This window comes from Cryobacterium sp. Y57, assembly GCF_002929505.1.
Taxonomy (GTDB): Bacteria; Actinomycetota; Actinomycetes; order Actinomycetales; family Microbacteriaceae; genus Cryobacterium.
In genome coordinates, this window is sequence record NZ_PJJL01000068.1 from 143,926 (window position 1) to 165,566 (window position 21,641).

Here is a 21,641-nt window from a genome sequence, read left to right on the forward strand (position 1 = left end):
TCTTTCACCATGAGGGGTGCCGAGTGCGTAAATCCATGTAGTTTGCCAAATCGTGGTGTCGTGAATTGGCCAGGCTCGCAGACGCGCGATCAGCCCCCGAACACCGTTCGCTCCAAAAAGTCGTTACGAAACGTGCTCGCCGGGTCGAGCCGATCAGCGAGGGCGCGAAAATCGTCGAGTCGGGGGAAGCTGGCCGCGAGCGTCTCGGCATCCGTCTGAAAGAGCTTGCCCCAATGCGGCCGAACCGCAAACGGGGCCAGTGCCGCTTCGAGCGCGGGCAGCAGCGCCTCAACGGCGGCCTGCTCGGGCTTCCAGGTGAAGTGCAGTGCCACGCCGGCCCGTTCGAAGTTCGGGCTGAGCCAGAGGTCGTCGGCCGCGATGCTGCGAATCTCGCTGACCAGCAGCAGCGGCGCGATCCGGGCGGAGAGAGCGCGCATCGCCTCGATTGCTGCGGCGGCATGCTCGCGCGGCACGTGGTATTCGCTCTGCAGCTCCTCGCCATTGCTCGGGGTGAAGGCCAGGCGAAAGTGCGCGAGTCGCTCCGACCACGGCCCGGCGACGCCGAGCTGCTCCGTGCAGTTGACCGCTGAAATACCGGGCAGCGGATGCCGCCCCACGGTCGCCGCCGTCCCCCCGAAGAACTCGCCCGCACCCGTGAAGTCGCCGCCCCGGCTCTTCACCCAGGCCTGATCCACGTTTTCGCCGAGCCAGTTGGTGAACAGGCTCACGCTGTAGGCGCTGCTCATCACGGCGTCGAAATGCTGCAGCACTTTGCTCCACGGCAGGTTCTCGTAGACGAACTGTTGCACCTCAAACGTCGGCTGAATATCGAGCGTGACCCGGGTGACGATGCCGAGGGCGCCGAGTGCCACCACCATGCCGGCGAAGTCGGGGGTCGACCGATCAACCCGCAGCAGCTCCCCGGAGCCGGTGACGATCTCCAGGGCCGACACCGCGGTCGCGAGGCTGCCGTTGCGGTCGCCCGAGCCGTGCGTGCCGGTAGCGATAGCGCCGGCCACGCTGATGTGCGGCAACGACGCGAGGTTGTGCAGGGCGTAGCCCTGCCGTTGCAGCTCGACGGCGAGCGTGCCGTAGGTCGTGCCGCCGGAAACCTCGACGCTCAGCAGGGTCGGGTCGATGACGATGGCATCGTCGACGCGGTCGAGCGCGATCAGCGTGCCCGGGGAATCCGCGATCGCATTGAAGGAGTGGCGCGAACCGAGGGCGCGCACCCGGGTGGCCGCGGCGACGAATTGCTGCACCTCGTCGATGCTCCCCGGGTGCGCGACGGGTGCCGCGTAGCGGTAGTTACCGGCCCAATTGTGTTCGCTCGTCTGGTTCATTCGGACCGCCTCACGGTATTTGGTGTTTAGGACAACATACCAAGGTCGGGGCGGCCCCGCACATACCCGGCCGGGTCGTCGAGCAGCCCGGCAAAGGCCAGCTCGGCCGACCCGACCATCATGAGCCTGGAGCGCAGCTGCGCCCGCTCGAGCAGCACCGCGTGCCCGAGACTGCCGATGGAACTCACACTCACGGCTTCAGCCAGGCGCTCGCGTCCCACCGACAGCAAGGAACCGAGAAAGCCGCCGAGCACGACCATTTCTGGGTCGAACATGTTCACAAAGTTCGAGATCGCCACCGAGAGAAAGTCGATCTGCCTGGCCACTTCGCGCAGCACCGCCGGGTCGCGCGAGACGCCGAGGGCGATGTCGAGTTCGTCCTGATCAGCCCGGGGCAGGCCGAGCACCCTGAGCAGGCGCGGCATGCTCACCTCGGTTTCGAGGCAGCCGATGCGTCCGCAGTGACAGCGCACCCCGGAGGAATTCACCAGGGTGTGGCCGAGTTCGCCGGCATACCCTCTCGTTCCGCGCAGCGGGCTGCCGCCGATGATGAGGCCGCCGCCGATACCGCTCGCACTGCCGTTGAGGTAGACTAGGTCGCTGGTGCCGCGGGCCGCCCCGAACAGGCTTTCGGCGATGGCACCGAGGCTCGCGTCATTGCCGGCGAACACGGGGTAGTGCAGGGCCTTAGTGAGGGCGCCGGTGAGTGCACTATCCCGCCAGCCCAGGTGGGGAGCGATCAGTACTCGGCCGTCGACCGTGTCGACCAGGCCGGGAACGGCCACGCCAACGCCGGCAATCTTGTAGTTGTTCTCGATCTCGCCGCGCATGCCGTCGACGATGGCCTTGACCGCGTTCACCGTTTCAATCACGGTGGGGATACGGGCCGTATCAAAGCGGATGCGACGAATGACCTCACCGCCAAGCCCCACCAGTCCCACGGTGATCGCGTCGACGTCAGGGCTCACCGCGATCGCGGCGATTCTGGGGCTCGGAAAGACTTGCAGGCTCGGGCGTCCGACCCGACCGGGCACGTCTTCCGGTTCACCCTCGAACGCCATGCCCAGGTCGACCAGTTCGGCCACGAGGGCTGAAATGGTCGACCGGTTCAGGCCGGTGCGTCGCGTCAATTCGGCGCGCGAGCATCCGCTCGAATGATGGATCATCGTCAGGATCATCGACAGGTTGAACCGACGCAACTGATCATTGCTCGTGCCACCCCGAAGGCCGAGGGGTGGCGAGGCCAGTCTGGTCACGACTCACCACCCCTCAGGTTTGGTTTCACCGGGCAGAGCACCGCAGGAGTTGGACGAAGTTAACGGCCGCCAGCCCGGCGCTTGTTGAAGATGTCGAAGGCAACGGCGAGCAGCAGAACGAGGCCCTTGATGGTCATCTGCCAGGCAGCATCCACCGAGAGAATCGACAGGCCCATGTTGAGCACACCCATGACCAAGGCGCCGATAACAGCGCCGACGACCGTGCCGACACCACCCGTCACCGCGGCGCCACCGATAAACACCGCGGCGATCGCGTCGAGCTCGTAGTTTTGCCCGGCCGAGGCGACAGCGCCGCCGGCGCGGGATGTCGAGACGATGCCAGCCAGACCGGCGAGCACACCCATGTTGACGAAGATGAAGAAGTCGACCCACTGGGTCTTGACGCCACTCATTTTGGCAGCGAACAGGTTGCCGCCCATGGCGTAGACGTGGCGGCCGAACACGGTCTGGTTGAGCAGGAAGGTGTAGCCGAGAATGAGCATGGCAAGCACGATCAGAATGATCGGGGTGCCGCTGTAGCCCGAGAGCAGCCAGGCAAACCAGACGATGGCCACGGCTGCGATGCCGTTCTTGACCCACAGGCTCACGATCGGTTCGCGCGGCAGGTCGAGCTTGAGCAAGGTAGCGCGGGTGCGCAGCTGCTGCACGATCAGGGCGAGCGCGGTGAGGACACCGAGGGCGATGGTGAGCACGTCCCGGCCGCCGACTTCTCCGAGCCAGGCGGGCAGCCAGCCGGCGCCGATGGCGGTGAATTCGGAGGGCAGGCCGCTGATGGTTCCGCCGGTGAGGAGAACCAGGGTGAGCCCGCGAAAGATCAGCATGCCGGCGAGGGTGACGATGAACGCCGGGATGCCGACGAACGCAACCCAGAAGCCCTGCCAGGCGCCGACCAGGGCGCCGACCAGAAGCGCGATGACCACGGCTGCCCACCACGGCAAACCCCAACTACCCATACTGATCGCGGTGACGGCGCCGACCATGGCGACGACCGAACCGACAGAGAGGTCGATATGGCCGGCGATGATCACGATGACCATACCGATGGCCAGAATCAGTACGTAGGCGTTCTGCTGAATCAGGTTGTTGACGTTGCCGGGCAGCAGCAGACGTCCGTCGGTGAGAATCTGGAACAGCACGATTATGATCGCCAATGCGGCGAGGATTCCATACTGCCTGAGGCTGACCGTGAACCTGGGTTTAGCGCGCTTCACGGGGGTTGTGGTACTCATCGGGGTCAGTCCTTTCCCGCGGTCATGTAGTGCATGAGTGTTTCTTGGGAGGCATCCGCTGCGGCGACTTCACCGGTGAGTTTGCCTTCGGAGATGACGTAAATGCGGTCGGAGAGTCCGATAAGTTCGGGCAGCTCGGAGGAGATCACGACGACGGCTTTGCCCTGGGCGGCCAGCTCGTTGATGATCCCGTAGATCTCGTACTTGGCGCCCACGTCGATGCCGCGGGTCGGTTCGTCGAGAATGAGAATGTCAGGGCCGGCAAAGATCCATTTCGACAGCACGACCTTCTGCTGGTTGCCACCAGAGAGCTTGCCGGTGATCGACGAAACGCTCGGCGCCTTGATGTTCATCTTCTCGCGATAGGAGTTGGCGACCTTGTATTCGCGGTTTCGGTCGATGACGCCCCACTTGGCGAGTTTGCCCAGTGCGGCGGCCGAGACGTTGACGGTGATGTCGCCGATGAGGTTGAGACCGTAGCGTTTGCGGTCTTCGGTGGCATAGGCGAAGCCGTGTTTGATGGCTTCGTCTACCGTGCGCATCTGAATTTCGTTGCCGTTTTTGAAGATGCTGCCGCTGATCTTGGTGCCGTAGGAACGACCGAAGATACTCATGGCCAGTTCAGTGCGGCCGGCACCCATCAGTCCGGCGAAGCCGACGATCTCGCCGGCGCGCACGGTGAATGAGGCGGCATCGACAACTTTGCGCGCCGTATCGACCGGGTGGTAAACGGTCCAGTCCGTCACACGCAACACTTCGTCGCCGATTTTGGGTTCACGTGGCGGAAAAAGGTTGTTGAGTTCGCGACCGACCATGGAGCGGATGATGCGAGCCTCGGTGGCATCCGGCCCATCCATTGCAATGGTTTCGATGGTCTTGCCGTCGCGAATGACGGTGACGGTGTCGGCGATGCGCTTGATCTCTTTGAGCTTGTGGCTGATGATGATGCAGGTGATCCCCTGCCCGCGCAGGTGTTCGATCAGGCTGAGCAGGTGGGCTGAGTCCTCATCATTGAGGGCGGCGGTCGGCTCGTCGAGAATGAGCAGTTTGACCTGCTTGGAGAGCGCCTTGGCGATTTCCACGAGTTGCTGCTTGCCGACCCCGAGTTCGAGTACCTTGGTGGCCGGATTCTCGACGAGACCGACCCGGGCGAGCAGCAGGGCGGCTTCGCGGTTGGTCTTGTTCCAGTCGATGACACCGCGAGTGGAATTCTCGTTGCCGAGGAATATGTTTTCGGCGATCGACAGGTACGGGCTGAGCGCCAGTTCCTGGTGGATGATCACGATGCCGTCGGCTTCGCTGTCATTGATCGTCTTGTAGAAGACCGGCTTGCCCTCGAACTCGATGGTGCCCTCGAAGCTGCCGGCAGGGTAAACACCACTGAGCACTTTCATCAGCGTTGATTTGCCGGCGCCGTTCTCGCCGCAGACCGCGTGCACCTCGCCGCGAACGACATCGATGGACACGCCGTTGAGCGCTTTCACTCCATTGAAGTCCTTCACGATGTTGTGCATCCTGAGGATAGTCGTGTGCTCCAAGGGCAGCCTCCTGCTCATCTAATGCGTGCTGTTACTGGTGGCCCGGACGGGCAGAATGGTCGGCCCCGCTCTCGCGGGGCCGACTGAGAGGGCTCGTTAGAGTCCGACGTCCGATGCCTTGATGAAGCCGGAGTCGACGAGCTTGGACTGCACATCGTCTTTCACGACGACCTCAGGGTCGAGCAGGAAGGAAGGAACGACCTTCTTACCGTTGTCGTAGGTCTCGGTGTCGTTGACGGTGGCGTCTTCGCCGGCCGTGATTTGCTGGATCATGTCGAAGACCTGCTTGCCGAGCGTGCGGGTGTCCTTCCACACGGTCATGGACTGTTCGCCGTCAAGGATGGCGAGCACGTTGGCTTTGTCGGCGTCCTGGCCGCTGATGAGCGGGTAGCTCTCGCCGGGAGTGTAACCGGCGCTCTTGAGCGAGGCGATGATGCCGATGGCGAGGCTGTCGTTGGGCGAGAGCACAACGTCAACGACTTCGGAACCGGAGTAGAACGACGAGAGGCGGTTGTCCATTTCGGCCTGCGCTGCACTCGAGACCCAGCCCTGGATACCGATGGATGCCCAGTCGTCGTTGGACGACGGCGACTTGCCACTGGGCACAACCAGCTGGCCGCTCTCTACGTAGGGCAGCAGAACGTCCCATGCGCCGGAGAAGAAGAACTTGGCGTTGTTGTCATCTGGGCTACCGGCGAACGGCTCGAGGTTGAACGGGCCGGCACCGTCGGCGAGACCGAGCTGCTCTTCGATGTACTGGCCCTGCAGGGTGCCGACCTTGTAGTTGTCGAACGTCGCGTAATAATCGACGTTCTCGGTGCCGTTGATCAGGCGGTCATAGGCGATAACCTTGGCGTCCTGGCCAGCAGCTTCGGCGAGTACCGGCGCCAGTACCTCGCCGTCGACGGCTGCGACAACGAGAATCTTGGCGCCGCCAGCGACCTGGTTCTGAATCTGGCTAATCTGCAGGTCGGTCTTGTTGTCGGCATACTGCAGGTCAGCGGTGCAGCCCGCGTCTTTGAGGAGCTTCTGCAGCTGCTCGCCGTCGTTGATCCAGCGCTCGAGGCTGCGGGTCGGCATGGAGATTCCGACGTTGCAGTCGGCGCTGGCTGCTGCGCCATCATTCGCCGGTGCGGTCGTTCCGGCACAGGCCGCGAGCGACAATGCCACGGCTCCGGTCGCCGCGACGGCGAAGATCCTCTTGGTAAGGGACATCATTGGTGCTTTCCTCTCTGAATGCTGCCGGGTGCAGGGCGGAGTACCGCACGCTGCTGCAACGAGGTGCACTCCGCGTAATCGCCGCGCTGACGCGAAGAGAAGAAGCGGACGTTACCTCGTTGTAAGGGTGTTATGACGTGGGTTCACACCGTCAGGCGTAACGAACCCGGTGCAGGCCGAGCTGTGCGGCTCGTTCTGCGGGGCGGTCTGAATCAGTCGCGGACGACTTTGTTCACGGACAGAACATATCGAATTTGCGCCTCGCTTACTAACTTTTTTTTGATAATGCCTGAAATGTCTCGAAATTGAGAGCTATTCGTTACCAAATCGTACGGTCCACCCCCTGAACGGGGGGTGCCAGATTGCACAATAGTTCTGGCCGCAGGCAAACGGCGACAGTTTCTGCAGACCGTGCTTTTTCATCCGCTCGTGATATATGTTTGAGTAATCAACAAATCATCGACGAAGCTGAATCGGAAGTAGTGATATGACCCTGAGTGACGTGAGCCTGACCCCCACCCGCGACGACAAGTTCTCCTTCGGCCTCTGGACCGTTGGCTATAACGGCAGTGACCCGTTCGGCGGCCCGACGCGTCCCCAGCTCGACGTCGTCGATGCCGTCACCAACCTGGCCGAGCTCGGCGCCTACGGCCTGACCTTTCACGACGACGACCTGTTCGACTTCGGCTCGACGGATGCCGCGCGCCAGTCCCAGATCGACCGCCTCAAGCAGGCGCTCGCCGACACCGGCCTGATCGTGCCGATGGTCACCACCAATCTGTTCAGCGCACCGGTCTTCAAGGACGGTGGCTTCACCTCCAACGACCGCGCGGTGCGCCGGTTCGCCCTCCGCAAGGTGCTGCGCAACATCGACCTTGCTGCCGAGCTCGGCGCCAAGACCTTCGTCATGTGGGGCGGCCGCGAGGGCGCCGAGTATGACGCGGCCAAGGACATCCGTTCGGCGCTCGAGCGCTACCGCGAAGCCGTGAACCTGCTCGGTGACTACGTCACCGACAAGGGCTACGACATCCGTTTCGCCATTGAGCCCAAGCCCAACGAACCGCGCGGCGATATTCTGCTGCCGACGGTCGGCCACGCGATGGCGTTCATTGAGACCCTTGAGCGTCCCGAAATGGTCGGCGTGAACCCCGAGGTCGGGCACGAGCAGATGGCCGGGCTGAACTTCGCCGCCGGCATCGCCCAGGCGCTGTACCAGGGCAAGCTGTTCCACATCGACCTCAACGGTCAGCGCGGCATCAAGTACGATCAGGACCTCGTCTTCGGCCACGGCGACCTGCAGAACGCCTTCGCGCTCGTCGACCTGCTCGAAAACGGCGGCCCGAGCGGCGGCCAGGCCTATACCGGGCCGCGCCACTTCGACTACAAGCCGAGCCGTACCGAAGACGTCGCGGGAGTGTGGACGTCGGCCGCGGCCAACATGCGCACCTACCTGCTGCTCAAGCAGCGGGCGGCGGCGTTCCGCGCCGATCCCGAGGTGCAGGCGGCCCTCGCCGCGTCGAAGGTGCCTGACTTGTCGAACAACACCCTCGCATCCGGCGAAAGCTACGACGATCTGCTCGCCGACCGCAGTGCCTACGAAGACTTCGACACCGACCCGTACTTCGGTGGCAAGGGCTTCGGCTTCGTGCATCTGCAGCAGCTCGCCCTCGAACACCTGCTCGGTGCCCGCTAGCCCCACCGCACCCCGGCAGCTAATTCAGGAGATCCGCACGCGTTCGTGCCGCCCAGCCCCGACAAATAGGGGCTGGGCGGCATTGGCATCCCCACTCTGCTGAATCAGCCACCTGCACCGCGCATAACTCCTGCACATTGGCGACAGGCCGCCCCGGCACCCGCACTAATACGCGGAAGTCGGCCGGTGGCTGCTCAGATTGCAGGAGTTATGCCTCGTATCTCTGCACGGGACGGGTCAGAACGCTGGCGTCAGAGGGCGAGCGACACGACCATGGCCTCAATACGCTCGGGCGAGAGCGCGTGGTGGATGGCCAGCATGCTCGCACCCAGGATGGCGGCATTGGGCCCGGCGCTGGACTGGGTGATCTGCAGGTGCTGGGTAGCGAGCGGGTTGGAGCGCGAGTAAACGATCTCCCGCACGCCCGCGATCAGGTGTTCCCCGGCCTGTGCCATCGACCCGCCGAGCACGATGACCGAGGGATTGATCAAGTTGACACACATGGTGAGCACCTCCCCCATATCCCGTCCGGCCTGACGCACGGCCCGAATAGCCTCGAGGTTGCCCTGCTTCACGAGGTCGACCACGTGCTGGCTCGTTGTCACCGGCAGCCCTTGGGCGGCCAGTAATCGCGTGAGCGCCGCCCCGGAGGCCACGGCTTCGAGGCAGCCATCATTGCCGCAGCGGCACGGCACGCCCAGGCCGCGGGCAATCTGCACGTGCCCGAGGTCGCCGGCAATCCCCTGCGCGCCGCGCTGCAGGTAGCCGCCCGAGATGACGCCGGCGCCAATGCCGGTGGCGACCTTCATGAAGATGAGGTGGTCCGTGCCCGACCAGGCGAATTCCCGTTCGCCGAGCGCCATGAGGTTCACGTCGTTGTCGACGAGCACGGGAACCCGAAAGTGCTGTTGCAGCCAGCCGGGAACATCGAAGCGGTCCCAGCCCGGCATGATCGGCGGGTTGATCGGCCGGCCGCTGGTGTGCTCAACCGGGCCGGGCAAGCCCACGCCGATCGCGAGCAGGTCGGCCGTTGACCGCCTGCTGTCACTGAACAGTCGCGCACCGGCCTCGATGACCCAGTTCAACACGATCTCAGGCCCGTCCGAGATTTCCAGAAAGGCGGAATCCTGCACGAGGCTTCTTCCACCCAGGTCGCTCAGCGCGATCCGAATATGGCTCGCGCCGATGTCCACGGCCAGCACGAATTTGTTGCCGGATTGCAGGGCGAACTGCGACGAGGGTCGGCCACCAGTGGAGGTGGCGTTGCCGGCCGGACCGACGAGACCGAGACGCGTGAGCGCGTCGACGCGCAGGGCGACGGTGGAGCGGGCCAGTCCGGAGAGGTCGGCGAGTTCCGTGCGCGTGCGCGGCTGACCATCGCGCAACACTTGAAAAAGGTCACTCGCGCCAGCCGGACCGAGGGCATTCACGTGACTTATGTCGACCATCAGGCAATTCAACCATACGAATCATTCGAACTTTGGACCATTTTCAACGGATGCGCAGTGGCGACCCACAGAAGACCAGGCACACTCCCACAAGGCTAGCCGGAGTCAACGCCAGGGCGCCGCCACTGACCGCTGGTCGGCGGCAGAGCACGGCGTCGGCTATGAGACACTGCTGCCCGGTACGGTCACTTGCTGCGGCTGCCGCGGGAGGCGAAACGCTGTTGCAACAGCACGGCGGCCACGATGATGACGCCCTTCGCCACGTTCTGCACCGAGATCGAAAGGTTGTTCTGGGTGAAGACGTTGGTAAGCGTGCTGAAAATGAGAATCCCGAGCACGGATCCCACGATGGTGCCACGCCCGCCGATCAGCAGCGTACCGCCCACCACGACGGCGGCGATCACGTCGAGTTCGAGGAGCGTGCCGTGAGTCGAGGTGCCAACCGTGGTGCGGCCGAGGAACATCACCCCGGCGATGCCGGCGGTGAGGCCGGAAAGCATGTAGACGTACACCATGTGGCGCTTCACCTTGATGCCGGCGAGGCGGCTCGCCTCGGCATTGCCGCCGACGGCCACTGTACGTCGACCGAAGGTGGTGCGGTTGAGCAGCACCCAGCCTGCCACCGCCACGACCACGAAGATCCAGATCAAGATCGGCACCCCGAGCAGGTCGGCGCGGAAGAAATCCAGGAATCCCTGGTTGTTCACGATCTGCGTCGACCGGTTCGAGATGAGTTCGGCAAGGCCGCGCGCGCCCACGAGCATGGCGAGCGTCGCCATGAAGGCCACGACGCCGCCGTACGCAATCACCACGCCGTTCACGAAGCCGGCCAGGGTACCGACGGCCAGCGCGACCACGACGATCAGCAGCCAGGACGACTGCGCGGAGGCGAGCTGCACCGCGGTGAGGCTCGCCACCACGCTCGACAGGCCCACCACCGAACCCACCGACAGGTCGATGCCCCCGGCCGTGATCACGAAGGTCATTCCGACGCAGACCACGCCGACGATCGAGGCGAAGCGGATGATGGTGACGAAGTTGTCGAAGCTGGCGAACCGGTCGCCCGCCGTGAGGGTTCCCACCAGGAACAGCAGCGCGAAGGCGATGACCAGCCCGAGGTTGCGGCCCACCGAGCCGCCCAGCGCCCGTTTCAGGCGTCCGGGCGGGGCTACGTGTGTCTGCGGGATCGGCGGGGCCGCCTGAGTGATTTGCTCGCTCATGCGGCACTTCCTCTCATGACCAGATCGAGCACACCGGACTCGTCGATTTCGTTGGAATCGGTAGTGGTGAGAACCTCGCCGTCGCTGATGACCAGCACGCGGTCGGCCAGGCCGAGCACCTCGTCGATCTCGCTCGAAACCACGATGATGGCGGTTCCAGCCTCGGCGAGACGCCGAATGAGACCGTAGATCTCGGCGCGGGCACCGACGTCCACTCCTCTGGTCGGTTCGTCGAGCAGGAGCACCGCGGTACCGTGCACGAGCCAGCGCGCGAGCAGGATTTTCTGCTGGTTTCCACCAGAGAGCGTTCGAGTCACCAGGTCAGGATCGGCCGGCCGCAGCTCGAGCGCCTCGATCTGCTCCCGCGCGGCCTGGCGCTCGCGCCGCTCGTTGAGGAACCCGCCGCGGGCGAAGCGCCCGAACGACGACAGCGTGACATTCTTGAAGATTGGTTCGTCGAGGATCAGCCCCTGGCTCTTGCGTTCTTCGGGAGACAGCCCGATGCCCGCGCCCACCGCGGCCTCAACCGAGCCGGCGCGCAGTACGGTGCCGTTCACGCTCACGGTGCCGCTCGTGCTCCGGCGAGCGCCGTAAATCGCCTCCAGAATTTCGGAGCGGCCCGATCCCACGAGCCCGGCGAGCCCCACGACCTCCCCCGCCCGCACCTCGAGGGAGATATTGCTGAACACGCCGCGCACTCCGAGCCGGTCGCAGGCCAGCACCACCGGCGCATCCGCTGCGATCGGCGTGGCGGCCGGAAAAACGTTGGTCACGTCGCGGCCTGTCATCAAACGGATGAGTTCGGGAGTAGACGTGTCGGACACGCTCAAGCCGTTGGCCGTGCTCTTGCCGTCCTTGATCACGGTGATGCGGTCGCCGATGCGTCGAATTTCGGCGAGTCGATGGGAGATGTAGACCACGGCGATGCCCTGGGCAGTGAGCTCGGCGACGACCCGGAACAGATTCTCCACTTCCTGGGAATCGAGCACCGCACTGGGTTCGTCCATGATGATCAGCCGTGTGTCCCAGCTGAGCGCCCGGGCCATGCTCACGATCTGCTTGTTCGCCGCCGAGAGCTGGCCGACCTCCATGCGCGGCGAGATTTCGCCGTGACCGAGGCGGGAGAGGATTTGCTCGGTTCGGGCATTGGCCGAAGCTACGTGAAGCAACCCGCCCGTGGCCTGCTCGTGGCCGAGAAAGACGTTCTCCGCGATCGTGAGGCCATCGACCACGTCGAGTTCCTGGTACATGGTGGCGATGCCGAGTTCGAGGGCGGCCACCGGGCCACCGATGGTGACCGGGTTACCCTGCCAGAAGATCTCACCGGAGTCGGGCTGGTAGGCACCGGACAGCGTCTTGATGAGGGTGGATTTTCCCGCGCCGTTCTGGCCGAGCACGCAGTGCACCTCGCCGGGCCGCACGACGAGATCGACGCCTTGGAGGGCCTTTACGCCGGCGAAACTCTTTCTCAGCCCGCGCACTTCGAGTAATGGTGCGAAATGGTCGACAGTGATCATGCGGAAAATCTAACACAACGATGGCACTTACGTCGATCAACAGCAATAAGTTGCATGCAAACCGCCATCATCTGCTATCGTTCAACTCGTCAGCGTCGACCACACCTCAACTGATCGACAATTGCTCCGCATCCGTCGCTGGCCGCCATCACAGCGCCATTCCTACTACCGCAGCAATTACCGAGCCAGAGGGAAACACATGCTTGCACCACGCACTGTTCGTCGCAGAATTCTTTTCGCCGCCGGCACCTCGCTGGCCGTCGTCGGCCTCATCACCGGTTGCACCGCGGGCGGCGCAACCACGAATGCCCAGCCCACGAACGCGAGCGTCGAGGGCAACGAAGCCCAGGGCGACACCATCACCATCGGCTATTCGGGCCCAGCCTCCGACCACGGCTGGCTCGGCGCGATCAACAACGCGGCGATCGCCGAAGCGGCAAAGTACCCCGACATCGACCTCAAGATCGCCGAGGGAACCGACGATGCCAACCTGCAGATCAGCCAGGTTGAGGGTTTCATCAACGACAAGGTCGACGCCATCGTGCTGCTGCCCACCGACGGCGCAGCACTGACGCAGGTGGCCATCCGCGCTATGGAGGCCGGCATCCCGGTGATCAACGTGGACCGGGAATTTTCGAGCACCTTCGCCGCCCGCGCCACCATCCTCGGCGACAACTACGGAATGGGCGTCAGCGCCGGCACCTACATCTGCGAGGAACTCGGCGATAACCCCGACGCCGTGATCGCCGAGATCGCCGGCATCGATTCCCTCCCGCTCACCCAGGAACGCACCGCCGGCTTCGCGAAGGCGCTCTCCGATTGCGGACTGTCCGTCACCAACCGCGTCTCTGCCAACTTCACCGTGGCGGGCGGCGAGGCCACCACGAGCCAGTTGCTCGCCGCCGCTCCGAAGATCGACGCGCTCTGGAACCACGACGATGATCAGGGAATCGGCGTGCTTGCGGCCATCGACGCCGCCGGACGCGACGAGTTCATCATGGTCGGCGGCGCCGGATCCGCTAACGCCATGCGCCTGATCCAGGCCGGCGACAGCGTGGTGAAGGCCACCGTGGTGTATCCGTCCACCCAGGCAGCCGACGGCATCCGCCTGGCCCGCCTGCTCGTGCAGGAGAAAGCCATGAGCGACCTCGTCGAGGTGGAGATCCCCAGCCGAATCGTGCTGAACGCCCCCGTGGTGACCAGTGAGAACGTGGAGAAGTACCTGCCGACCGCCTTCGAGTCCTAAGCACCAAGGCGCATCTCACGGGGAGCACGCGAGTCGTGCTCCCCGTGACCATCAACAGGAAGAGACTTCACATGAGCGCACCCCTTCGCGTCGCACTGATCGGCCACGGGTTCATGGGCGCCGCGCACTCCCAAGGCTGGCGCGTCGCCCCCCGCTTCTTCGACCTGACAGCGCAGCCCGAGATGAGTGTTCTCGTGGGGCGCGACGCCGCTCGCGCCAAGGAGGCCGCCCAACGCTGGGGCTGGGCCGAATCCTCCACCGACTGGCGGGCCGTGATCGACCGGCCGGATATCGACGTGATCGACATCGTCACCCCGGGGACCTCGCACGCCGAGATCGCGATCGCCGCCCTCGACGCCGGAAAACATGTGTTGTGCGAAAAACCACTCGCGAACACGGTTGCCGAGGCCGAGGCGATGACGGATGCCGCCGCTCGCGCCTTCGACCAGGGCGTGTACGCCATGGTCGGGTTCACCTATCGGCGAATCCCGGCAGCCACACTCGCCCGCGATTTTGTCACCGCCGGCAAGATCGGCGATATTCGCCAGGTGCGGGTGAACTACCTGCAGGATTGGCTCGTCGACCCGCAGTCCCCGCTCACTTGGCGCCTGCAGAAGGAGCTCGCCGGCTCCGGGGCGCTTGGCGATATCGGCGCCCACGCCATCGATCTCGCCCAGTTCATCACCGGCCAACGGCTCGTGAGCGTTTCGGGCATCATCGAGACGATCGTGGCCGAACGCCCGCTTCTGGGCCTCCGGCAGGGACTCTCGGGTACGGGCACCACCGAGCATGGCCCCGTGACGGTCGACGATCTGGCCCTGTTCACGGGTCGGTTCGAGGGCGGCGCGCTGGGTAGCTTCGAGGCCACGCGTTTCAGCACCGGACGCAAGAATTCCTTCCGCATCGAGGTGGCCGGCTCCCTCGGCGCGATCTCGTTCGACCTGGAAGACCTCAACGCCCTGAGCTTCTTCGACGGCACCACCGCGAGCGGCCAGCAGGGGTTCACCAAAATTCTGGTCACCGAGCCGCAGCATCCGTATCTGGCCGCCTGGTGGCCACCCGGGCATACGCTCGGCTACGAGCACGGTTTCACCCATCAGGCCAAGGACTTCGTCGAGGCCGTCGCGGCCGGCGTGCAACCGACCCCGTCGTTCGCCGACGGCCTGCAGGTACAGCAGGTGCTCGCTGCCGTGGAGGCCAGTTCCGACAATGGAAGCGCTTGGACGCCCACCCTCGCACGCGTACTCGCCTCACAGAAATAGGAGAACTCATGCCCCGCCCAATCACCCTGTTCACCGGCCAGTGGGCCGACCTTCCCTTCGAAGAAGTAGCGCGGCTCGCCGCCGGCTGGGGCTACGACGGGCTGGAGATCGCGTGTTGGGGTGACCATCTCGACCCGAATCGGTGGAACGACGCCGACTATGTCGCCGGCAAGCTGGCCGTGCTCGAGAAGTACGACCTGAAGGTGTGGGCCATCTCCAACCACCTCAAAGGCCAGGCCGTCTGCGACGACCCGATCGACCAGCGGCACCGCGATATCCTGCCCGACTCGATCTGGGGCGACGGCGATGCGGAGGGCGTGCGCCAGCGCGCCGCCGAGGAGATGAAGAACACGGCCCGGCTCGCCGCGAAGCTCGGAGTGAAGACGGTCATCGGGTTTACCGGCTCGTCGATCTGGAAGTACGTGGCCATGTTCCCGCCGGTGTCGCAAGAACTCATCGATGCCGGCTACCAGGACTTCGCCGACCGGTGGAACCCGATCCTCGACGTGTTCGACGAGGTCGGTGTGCGCTTCGCCCATGAGGTCCACCCGAGTGAGATCGCCTTCGACTATTGGACGACGGTGCGCACCCTCGAAGCCATCGGGCACCGACCCGCGTTCGGCCTGAACTGGGACCCGAGCCACTTCGTCTGGCAAGACCTCGACCCGGTCAGCTTTCTCTGGGACTTTCAAGACCGCATCTACCACGTCGACTGCAAAGATACGAAGAAGCGCCTGAACAATGGTCGAAACGGCCGCCTCGGCTCGCTGCTGGCCTGGGCCGACCCTCGCCGCGGCTGGGATTTCATCTCGACCGGCCACGGCGACGTGCCGTGGGCAGACAGCTTCCGCATGCTCAACACCATCGGCTACGACGGTCCGCTCTCGGTGGAGTGGGAGGACGCCGGCATGGATCGGCTGGTCGGCGCACCGGAAGCGCTCGCCTTCGTGCGGGCGCTCGCTTTCGACGCGCCGACGGATGCCTTCGATGCGGCCTTCAGCACGCGCCGCTGACCAGCCGAATCCGTACTGCGCACTGGCCGACCTTCTGCTGTACTCTGCCCGCATCCGAACGGGCAGAGCACAGCTCCCAGTCAGCTTTCAGCCAGTTGGAACCGGACCGTTAGTCGGGGTTGCTAACGTCGTAGGCAACGGCCGCTCCGGTGGCATTGCATCGAACGAATGGTGAACTCCCGCATGGGTACTTCCGGTCAGGCCCGTCCGCCCAAAAAAGACCGCCGCGAGGAAGCCCGCGAACATGCTCGACTGCTGCGGGTCGAACAAGCCAAACGGACTCAGCGCCGTCGCCTCTTTCTACGCGGCGGCATCGGTGTCGGCCTGCTCGCCGTCGTCACCACCGTGACCCTCGTCATCGTGAACAACGTGAATGCCCCTGCAGCATCGGGCCCGGCCAACATGGCCAGCGATGGCATCCTGCTCGGCAGCGACGGCGCCACGGTCTCCGCCGCCACGACGGCCGCCCTCGCCGCCGACGCCGATCCCATCGCGACCGACCAGACCGCCCTGACCGACACGGCCAATATTGTGCTGTACCTCGACTACCTGTGCCCGATCTGCGGCAACTTCGAGGCCACCAACGGCAAGCAGATCACCGACTGGGTGACCGCCGGCAATGCCACGGTCGAAATCCACCCGATCTCGATTCTCGACCGCCTCTCGTCGGGCACCAAGTACGCCACGCGAGCCGCGAATGCGGCCGCCTGCGTGGCCAACTACGACCCCAACAACTTTCTGGCGTTCAATACGGCAATGTTCGCCGATCAACCCTCCGAGAATTCAAGCGGCCGAACGAACGCCGAACTTGCCAGCCTCGCCCAGGGAGCCGGGGTGACGTCCAGCAGTGTCGCCAGCTGCATCACCGACCAAACCTATGCCGGCTGGGTCGAAGCGTCGACGCAGCGTGCGCTCGCGGGGCCGATCCCCACCTCCGATATTGAAAATATCAAGGGAACACCCACAGTGCTGGTGAACGGCGTGAGCTACACCGGCTCGTTTTCCGACCCCGCCGCCTTCGAAGCGTTCGTCACCGCACAGCTGACCGCTGCGCCCGGCAAGTAGCCGCGCGCGTTGTGATGAGCGATTCTGACGAAACGGCCCCAACGGAACTGGGCGTGACGGAAATGGGCGCGCCGACCGTGTACGGGGCGGTTCTCGATGCGGCGACCCGATGCATCCACTTTCACTCGGAGCGCGACATCGTGGCGATCAAATTTGCCTGCTGCCGACGGTATTACCCGTGCTTCCAGTGCCACGACGAGGCCGTGCGGCGCGAGCCCACCCCGCACACGACCCGGCGATGGCCGCAAGTCCAGTGGTCGGAGCTCGCAATCTTGTGCGGTGCGTGCCAGCGCCAGCTCAGCATCTTCGAGTATCGCCGAGTCGATCGCTGCCCGCACTGCAATGCCGAATTCAATCCCGGCTGCCGGCTGCACGCCCACCTGTACTTCGACGAGCCCCAATGAGTACTCACCTTCGCTCCACGTTCCGGGGCGTGAACGCCGGCCCCGCCGTGCTAGCCCGACCCGAGCCCAAGCCCGAGCCCAAGCCCAAGCCAGAGGCCGAGCGCGGCAGCGCCCACGGACACCCCGAGCATGCCGATTCCGTTCAACAACGCCGCCCGGTAACGGCGCACCTGGATCAGCCGCACGGTTTCGAAGCTGGCCGTGCTGAACGTCGTGTAGCCGCCCAGCAGACCGGCACCGAGCACGACGCTCCATTCCGGAACGAGCAGGTGGTTCATTGCCAGGCCGGTAATGAGTCCGAGCAGTAGCGAGCCGCTCACGTTGATGATCATCGTTCCAAACGGAAACGCATCACCCAGCCGGGATCGCACGAGGCCGTCGAGAAAAAACCGAGCGGCCGCGCCCGCGCCGCCGGCCGCGGCGATTGCCAGGAACAGGAGAGGAGTCATGCGGTCTCCTCCCCAGCGACTGCGGGGCCCTCGTGCGTGCGCCGATGCAGCGCCGCACCGATCAGGATGCCGAGCCAGGTGGCGACGCCACCGAATAGAACGGCACCAAGACCAGAGGAAAGGGCCACTCCGGTCGCACCATCCTGCAGCAAAAAAGCGCTGTCGGTTGCGAGGGCGCTATAGGTGGTGAATCCACCGAGCAGTCCGGTGCCGAGCAGCAGGCGCACGGTGCGGCGGCGGCCATCGTCGGTTCCGCGACGCGCGAGGGCCTCGAGAAGCAGCCCGAGCAGCAGGGCACCGAGCAGGTTGATGCCGAGGGTGGTCAGCGGCAGTCGAACCCCGGCGGCGAGATCAACGGGGGGCAGCGCGAGTGTGAGTGCTTCGCGGAGGGCGGTGCCCACGGTTCCGCCGAGAAAGACGAGGCCGAGGTAACCCCAACGCCGGTGCACGGCGCCCGGCGTGATCGTGTCGATGGTTCACCTGTCTCATCGTTGCTGGTTCCGTCACACTCGGTGGGAACCATTGGCCACGGCCAAGTCGAGCGGATGCTCCGACAGGATCGGGTGCCGTGGCCAGAATACAGGTCCAATTCGGCACGCTTTCACGGCAGCGCTGCACGGCAGCGCTTCGGTCGAACGGAAGCGGCCGGTCAGATGGCGGCCGGTCAGATAGCGGACAGCACCCCGGCGACAGAGCCCAGCGAGCCGGGTACCAGGCTGTAGTACGACCAGGTTCCACGTTTGACGCGGCTGACAAACCCCGCCTCCACGAGCACTTTGAGGTGGTGCGAGATGGTGGGCTGGCTCAGAGTGAGCTGGTCGGTCAGGTCGCAGACGCAGGCTTCCTGGTTGGCATGGGCTGAAACGATCGAGATGATGCGCAGCCGGGCCGGATCGGCGAGGGCTTTGAGCGAGTGGGCGAGGGCGTCGGCGTGCTCCGGGGAGGTGGCCGCGCGCGTCGGCGGAGTGGAGCAGGCATCCGCTCGCGAAATGTCGGTCAGGGGCAGGATCTGGGTAAACGTCACGTGAATACACTCTCCTTAGATTGACATTGGTCGATGTATTGCTCTAGCGTAAGTATCGACAACGATCAATGTTAGCGCGAATCGCTGTCATCAATACTTGGAGATTCGTGAGCAACACAGCACTAGCGCCCACCCGGCTCGGCGCAATGGACCGGCTGCTGCCGGTCTGGATCCTCGCCGCCATGGGCCTCGGCCTGCTGCTCGCCGTGTTCGTTCCGGCCGTCGGTGACGTGCTCCACGCCTTCACCATCGGGTCGATCAGCGTGCCGATCGCCATTGGCCTGCTCATCATGATGTACCCGGTGCTCGCCAAGGTGCGCTACACGGACGCCCGGACCGTCGCCGCCGACAAACGCCTGCTGGTCTCCTCCCTGCTGCTGAACTGGCTGGTCGGCCCAGCCCTCATGTTCGCCCTGGCCTGGATTTTCCTGCCCGACCTGCCGGAATACCGCACCGGGCTCATCATCGTCGGCCTCGCCCGCTGCATCGCCATGGTGCTGATCTGGAACGACCTCGCCTGCGGCGACCGCGAAGCCGCAGCCTTCCTCGTCGCCGTGAACTCGGTCTTCCAGGTCGTCGCATTCGGCGCCCTCGGCTGGTTCTACCTGCAAATACTGCCGGGTTGGCTCGGCCTGCCGACCACGAGCGCCGAATTCTCGATCTGGGCCATCACCGCGAGCGTTCTGGTGTTCCTGGGCATACCGCTCCTGGCCGGTTACCTGTCCCGTCGCATTGGCGAGGCTCGGCGTGGCCGCGACTGGTACGAGGCCACGTTCTTGCCCCGGGTCGGCCCGTTCGCCCTCTGGGGCCTGTTGTTCACGATCGTGATGCTCTTCGCCCTGCAGGGCCAGCAGGTCATCGACCACCCCGGTGACGTGGCACGCATCGCCCTGCCGATGCTGGTCTACTTCGCCGTGATGTTCTTGGTCGGGTTTTTCACCGGTCGCCTGCTGCGCATGACCTACGAGCGCACCACGACCCTCGCCTTCACGGCCGCCGGCAACAACTTCGAGCTCGCCATCGCCGTCGCGATCGGAACCTTTGGCGCCCTCAGCGGCCAGGCCCTCGCCGGCATCGTCGGTCCGCTCATCGAGGTCCCCGCCCTCGTCGCCCTCGTCTACGTCGCGCTCTGGCTCAAGCCCCGTCTGTTTCCCGAGCGGATGCCCGCGGCCGACGCGCCGACGACGCCCGCGGCATCCGCTCTCGTTTAGACCACACTCAAGGAAGAAGCGTTCTATGAAACCCTCCGTACTATTCGTCTGCGTGCACAACGCCGGCCGCTCGCAGATGGCCGCCGGCTATCTGACCGCGCTCGCGCAGGGACGAGTCGACGTGTTTTCGGCTGGCTCCGAACCGAAGGATCAGATCAACCCGGTAGCGATCGCCGCGATGGCCGAAGAGGGCATCGATATCGCCGGCAACGTGCCGAAGATTCTCACGACCGAAGCCGTCCGGCAGTCCGACGTGGTCATCACCATGGGCTGCGGCGACGCCTGCCCGATCTTTCCCGGCAAGCGCTACGAGGACTGGCTGCTGGACGACCCGGCCGGCCAGGGCATCGAGAGCGTGCGCCCCATTCGCGATGAGATCAAGGCGCGCGTCGAGGCGCTCCTCGCCGAGATCCTGCCGGTCAAGGCCTAACCATGCTTCCCGGCCTCAGCTATCCCGAAGAGTCCCTCAAACGACTCGCCGGTGACCTGGCCGAGCGCTTTCACGGCGTTTTCGCTACCGAAACTGTCGAACGGTACGTGCTCGAGTCCTACACCGGGTTGCTGCGCACCTCGAGCGTGAAGGCGCACCTCACCACCCGCACCGCGCGGTTTTCGCGTGAGCGCCTCACCGCGCTCGCCCAGGCCAAGGGAGCCATCGAGCGTGCCGTGCCCGAGGTACTGTTCGTCTGCGAGCAGAATGCCGGTCGGTCGCAAATGGCTGCGGTGTTCACCAACGTGCTGTCTGGTGGGGCCGTGCACGTGCGCTCGGCGGGATCGATGCCGTCGTCGGAGCTGGACCCCACGATGGTCGCGGTCATGACCGAGCTCGGCCTGTCGCTCGACGAGTCGTTCCCGAAGCCCCTCACCGACGACGTCGTGCAGGCGGCCGACGTTGTGATCACCATGGGCTGCGGCGACGCCTGCCCGATCTATCCCGGCAAACGCTACGTGGACTGGAAACTCGTCGACCCGGCGGGCCAGCCGATCGACGAGGTGCGGCGCATCCGCGACCAGGTCAAGGCCAATGTCATCGAGATGCTTGCCGACCTCAAAGTGTCCCCCGCGGTCTGAGTCCCGCCTGTTCCAGCTCCGGGGAGCGCGGGTCACTTCTGCGGACGGGGCCCGGGCCCCGTCCCCGGGCCCAGTTTATAAACTGGGCCCGGGGCTACAAGGTGGGCCCAGCGAGTGGATACCCGTCGCCCCGCTCTCTACGCGAGCGTCAGGAACAACTTCTCCAGCTCGGCGACCGTGAGCGAGTTCTCGTCGTCGGGATTCGCGATGCAGTCGCGCATCGCGGTCGACACGATGACGAAACCCGCTTTGTCGAGCGCACTGGACACGGCAGCAAGCTGGGTGACGACGTCGCGGCACTTGCCACCGCCCTCGACCGCGGCAATGACGGCCGTCAGCTGCCCCTGCGCCCGGCGGAGCCGGTTCAGGATCTTCTTCTGCTCGGTCGCCCGGGCATCGTGTGAGATCGTCAT

The 21,641-nt window shown here is 64.9% G+C and carries 21 protein-coding genes; 9 read left to right on the top strand and 12 right to left on the bottom strand.

Annotated elements, in window-relative coordinates; genetic code table 11:
* Positions 1-89: 89 nt before the first annotated feature.
* The 5 genes from CXY72_RS11180 to chvE form a co-directional block, all read right to left on the bottom strand.
* A complete protein-coding gene (locus CXY72_RS11180; protein WP_104127752.1) occupies positions 90-1,343 on the bottom strand; it encodes an FAD-binding protein in 1,254 nt (417 codons plus the stop codon).
* Positions 1,344-1,369: 26 nt separating this feature from the next.
* On the bottom strand, positions 1,370-2,599 hold the full coding sequence (locus CXY72_RS11185; protein WP_233197780.1) for an ROK family transcriptional regulator: 1,230 nt from the start codon (positions 2,597-2,599) through the stop codon (positions 1,370-1,372).
* Between the two features lie 59 nt (positions 2,600-2,658).
* On the bottom strand, positions 2,659-3,849 hold the full coding sequence (gene mmsB / locus CXY72_RS11190) for a multiple monosaccharide ABC transporter permease (RefSeq protein WP_104127753.1): 1,191 nt from the start codon (positions 3,847-3,849) through the stop codon (positions 2,659-2,661).
* A 5-nt stretch (positions 3,850-3,854) separates the two neighbouring features.
* Entirely contained in the window at positions 3,855-5,405 is a 1,551-nt protein-coding gene (gene mmsA, locus CXY72_RS11195) for a multiple monosaccharide ABC transporter ATP-binding protein (RefSeq protein ID WP_233197781.1), read from the bottom strand.
* A gap of 78 nt (positions 5,406-5,483) precedes the next feature.
* Positions 5,484-6,602 (bottom strand): multiple monosaccharide ABC transporter substrate-binding protein, encoded by a 1,119-nt coding sequence (gene chvE, locus CXY72_RS11200; RefSeq protein WP_104127820.1) that lies wholly within the window; start codon positions 6,600-6,602, stop codon positions 5,484-5,486.
* Positions 6,603-7,092: 490 nt separating this feature from the next.
* Between chvE and xylA the strand changes: the two genes are divergently transcribed.
* A complete protein-coding gene (gene xylA, locus CXY72_RS11205; protein WP_104127755.1) occupies positions 7,093-8,298 on the top strand; it encodes a xylose isomerase in 1,206 nt (401 codons plus the stop codon).
* 251 nt (positions 8,299-8,549) lie between these two features.
* On the opposite strand, the gene CXY72_RS11210 is transcribed toward xylA, so the two are convergent.
* The 3 genes from CXY72_RS11210 to CXY72_RS11220 all read right to left on the bottom strand — a co-directional run bounded on the left by CXY72_RS11210 (position 8,550) and on the right by CXY72_RS11220 (position 12,483).
* Entirely contained in the window at positions 8,550-9,746 is a 1,197-nt protein-coding gene (locus CXY72_RS11210) for an ROK family transcriptional regulator (protein WP_199184014.1), read from the bottom strand.
* 185 nt (positions 9,747-9,931) lie between these two features.
* The gene (locus CXY72_RS11215) at positions 9,932-10,966 is read right to left on the bottom strand and encodes an ABC transporter permease (RefSeq protein ID WP_104127756.1); all 1,035 of its coding nucleotides are present in this window, start codon (positions 10,964-10,966) and stop codon (positions 9,932-9,934) included.
* Positions 10,963-12,483 carry a sugar ABC transporter ATP-binding protein gene (locus CXY72_RS11220; protein WP_199184015.1) on the bottom strand — a complete coding sequence of 507 codons (1,521 nt, stop codon included), beginning with the start codon at positions 12,481-12,483 and terminating at the stop codon, positions 10,963-10,965. Before CXY72_RS11220 ends, CXY72_RS11215 begins: the two co-directional genes overlap by 4 nt.
* A gap of 199 nt (positions 12,484-12,682) precedes the next feature.
* Here CXY72_RS11220 and CXY72_RS11225 point away from each other — a divergent pair, with 199 nt between their 5' ends.
* The 5 genes from CXY72_RS11225 to CXY72_RS11245 all read left to right on the top strand — a co-directional run bounded on the left by CXY72_RS11225 (position 12,683) and on the right by CXY72_RS11245 (position 17,473).
* The gene (locus CXY72_RS11225; RefSeq protein ID WP_104127757.1) at positions 12,683-13,729 is read left to right on the top strand and encodes a substrate-binding domain-containing protein; all 1,047 of its coding nucleotides are present in this window, start codon (positions 12,683-12,685) and stop codon (positions 13,727-13,729) included.
* A gap of 71 nt (positions 13,730-13,800) precedes the next feature.
* A complete protein-coding gene (locus tag CXY72_RS11230) occupies positions 13,801-14,991 on the top strand; it encodes a Gfo/Idh/MocA family protein (RefSeq protein WP_199184016.1) in 1,191 nt (396 codons plus the stop codon).
* Between the two features lie 8 nt (positions 14,992-14,999).
* Complete coding sequence (locus tag CXY72_RS11235; protein WP_104127758.1) at positions 15,000-16,004, top strand: sugar phosphate isomerase/epimerase; 1,005 nt, start codon at positions 15,000-15,002, stop codon at positions 16,002-16,004.
* Between the two features lie 183 nt (positions 16,005-16,187).
* Positions 16,188-17,069, top strand: a complete 882-nt coding sequence (locus CXY72_RS11240) for a thioredoxin domain-containing protein (RefSeq protein WP_158252548.1) — start codon at positions 16,188-16,190, stop codon at positions 17,067-17,069.
* 14 nt (positions 17,070-17,083) lie between these two features.
* Positions 17,084-17,473, top strand: a complete 390-nt coding sequence (locus CXY72_RS11245) for a CHY zinc finger protein (protein ID WP_233197782.1) — start codon at positions 17,084-17,086, stop codon at positions 17,471-17,473.
* A gap of 50 nt (positions 17,474-17,523) precedes the next feature.
* Here CXY72_RS11245 and crcB read toward each other — a convergent pair whose 3' ends face one another.
* The 3 genes from crcB to CXY72_RS11260 form a co-directional block, all read right to left on the bottom strand.
* Positions 17,524-17,922 (bottom strand): fluoride efflux transporter CrcB, encoded by a 399-nt coding sequence (gene crcB / locus CXY72_RS11250; protein WP_104127760.1) that lies wholly within the window; start codon positions 17,920-17,922, stop codon positions 17,524-17,526.
* Positions 17,919-18,371: a CrcB family protein gene (locus tag CXY72_RS11255; protein ID WP_233197783.1), complete on the bottom strand. Its 453-nt coding sequence runs from the start codon at positions 18,369-18,371 to the stop codon at positions 17,919-17,921. The genes crcB and CXY72_RS11255 overlap by 4 nt, the downstream gene beginning before the upstream one ends.
* Before the next feature lie 215 nt (positions 18,372-18,586).
* Positions 18,587-18,946 carry a helix-turn-helix transcriptional regulator gene (locus CXY72_RS11260; protein ID WP_104127762.1) on the bottom strand — a complete coding sequence of 120 codons (360 nt, stop codon included), beginning with the start codon at positions 18,944-18,946 and terminating at the stop codon, positions 18,587-18,589.
* A 146-nt stretch (positions 18,947-19,092) separates the two neighbouring features.
* Between CXY72_RS11260 and arsB the strand changes: the two genes are divergently transcribed.
* The 3 genes from arsB to CXY72_RS11275 are packed head-to-tail and all read left to right on the top strand — an operon-like array spanning position 19,093 to position 21,228.
* Positions 19,093-20,157, top strand: a complete 1,065-nt coding sequence (gene arsB / locus CXY72_RS11265) for an ACR3 family arsenite efflux transporter (protein ID WP_104127763.1) — start codon at positions 19,093-19,095, stop codon at positions 20,155-20,157.
* Positions 20,158-20,182: 25 nt separating this feature from the next.
* Positions 20,183-20,587 carry an arsenate reductase ArsC gene (locus CXY72_RS11270; RefSeq protein ID WP_104127764.1) on the top strand — a complete coding sequence of 135 codons (405 nt, stop codon included), beginning with the start codon at positions 20,183-20,185 and terminating at the stop codon, positions 20,585-20,587.
* 2 nt (positions 20,588-20,589) lie between these two features.
* Complete coding sequence (locus CXY72_RS11275) at positions 20,590-21,228, top strand: arsenate reductase ArsC (RefSeq protein ID WP_104127765.1); 639 nt, start codon at positions 20,590-20,592, stop codon at positions 21,226-21,228.
* A gap of 137 nt (positions 21,229-21,365) precedes the next feature.
* Here CXY72_RS11275 and CXY72_RS11280 read toward each other — a convergent pair whose 3' ends face one another.
* On the bottom strand, positions 21,366-21,641 hold the full coding sequence (locus CXY72_RS11280; RefSeq protein WP_104127766.1) for a metal-sensitive transcriptional regulator: 276 nt from the start codon (positions 21,639-21,641) through the stop codon (positions 21,366-21,368).